Origin of the sequence: Sphingomonas sp. (genome assembly GCF_035555815.1) — a bacterium.
Lineage (GTDB): Bacteria > Pseudomonadota > Alphaproteobacteria > Sphingomonadales > Sphingomonadaceae > Sphingomonas.
Genome location: NZ_DATMGG010000021.1, coordinates 1 through 1,793 on the forward strand (window position 1 = coordinate 1; position 1,793 = coordinate 1,793).

Annotated in this window: 2 protein-coding genes; both read right to left on the reverse strand. The window is 69.7% G+C overall.

Annotated elements, in window-relative coordinates:
* A partial coding sequence (locus tag VNR91_RS01145; RefSeq protein ID WP_325488959.1) for a PepSY-associated TM helix domain-containing protein occupies positions 1-278 on the reverse strand: 278 nt, incomplete at its 3' end.
* A gap of 155 nt (positions 279-433) precedes the next feature.
* On the reverse strand, positions 434-1,793 hold a 1,360-nt coding region (locus VNR91_RS01150), incomplete at its 5' end, for an NAD-glutamate dehydrogenase domain-containing protein (protein ID WP_325488960.1).

Sequence of the window (1,793 nt, forward strand, 5' to 3'; positions counted from 1 at the left end):
CGTACCCAGCCGGCGACCGGGGCGGGCAACGGCTTCTTGCTGTCGGGCGCTTCGTCGGGCGCGATCGATTTCATCAGCGCGGGCGGAAGCTGCCCCGCCTTTTGCGCGGTGACCGCGGTCGATTCGATATCGCCGGCGTGGTTGAGCGTGAAGCCGGTGATCGCGAACAGCAGCAGACCGATCAGGCTGATCGCCGAGCTGATCCAGTGCCAAGTATGGAGCTGCTTCAGCCAGAACGCCTTGCGGCCAGGCTTCTTCCGCGCGGAATGAGTGGTCATGAGAATGGCGCGGATCCGCAAGGCTCTGAAATGGGTGGACCGCCGTTAACGCGAACCATTCGCAAAAGCAAACGAGAGTTTGTCGCAGCGTGTCGCAGGGCGCGCGCCCGGTCTCCCCGGCACGCGCCCCGCGTCATCGCCTGGTGGCGATCGCCCTACCGCCCGAGCAGCACCCGCGCCTGACCCGCGATCTGCGCCAGCATCGCTGAATTGGGCGTCGGCGCCAGCCGGGCGCGGGCGACGACGTCGGCGAACTGCCCGACGCGGCGCCGATTCGCCTCCAGCCACGCCGTTACCGCCGCCTCGGGATCGTCACCCTCGGCCCGGTTAAGGAACTCGAGGCGAAGCTGCTGGAAATCGCGGGCAAGCCCGGCGATCAGCAACCGCTCCCACGGATCGCCGGTGGTGATCCGGGCCGATACCGTCTGCGCCCAGTCGAGCCCGAGCGCCTGGCCGAGGTGGGTGAAGGCATGGGTCAGCCGGATCTCGTCGATCCCGCGCGTCGCGCCCAGCGCGGCGAGCCCGACCGCGCCGTCGAGCTCGAACAGCCGCACGATCTTGCGGACCAGCGCCTTGGGCGCGCCCGCCCCCTCCAGCGCGGCGGCGATCCGCGCGCCGCCGGCCCTGGCCTCGTCCTTGAGCAGCGTCTTGACCTGGCGGTCGAGCGCGTCGACGCCGGGCTTGAGCCGTTTGACGACGTCCGCCGGTCCCTCGCCGGGCCGCTGGGCGCGCAGCAGATCGGCGACATGGCCGCGCACCGCCGTCGCCGCCTCGTCGAACAGCGCGATGCGCGCGCCCTCGGCGATGTCGGCGGTCTCGATCTCCTCCCACAGCGCGGGCAGGCCAAACATGCGCTCGGCGGCGACGAACATCGCCGCGATGTCGGCCATCGCCGCGCCTTCCTCTTCAGCCAGCTCGAACGGGTGGAGCACGCCGATGCGGTTGACGATCCGGTTGGCGAGCTTGGTCGCGACGATCTCGCCGCGCAGCCGGTGTTCCTCGATCGCGGTGCCGAACTTCTTGCGCATCGCCGGCGGGAACGCCGCGCGCAGATCGGGAATCAGTTCGGGGTCGAGCCCAAGCCCGCGTTCCTCGATCGCATCCTGCAACGCCAGCTTGGCCGAGGCGAGCAGCACCGCCAGTTCGGGCCGGGTCATCCCCCGCCCCTCCTGCGCGCGCCGCAGCAGCTCCTCGTTGCCGCCCAGCCCCTCGACCTTGCGGTCGAGCCGGCCGGCCGCCTCCAGCATCTCGATCACCCGGACATAGCTGGGCACCGCGATCGCGCCGTCGTTCTCGGCGATCGACAGCGCCAGAGTCTGGAGGCGATTGTCCTCCAGCACGATCTCCGACACGTCGTCGGTCATGCTCGCCAACAGCTTGTTCCGGGTGGCGAAGGCCAGCCGGCCCTCGATCATCTCGCGGTTGAGCGCGATCTTGATGTTGACCTCGTTATCCGAACAGTCGACGCCGGCCGAATTGTCGATGAAGTCGGCGTTGATCCGTCCGCCCGCGCTG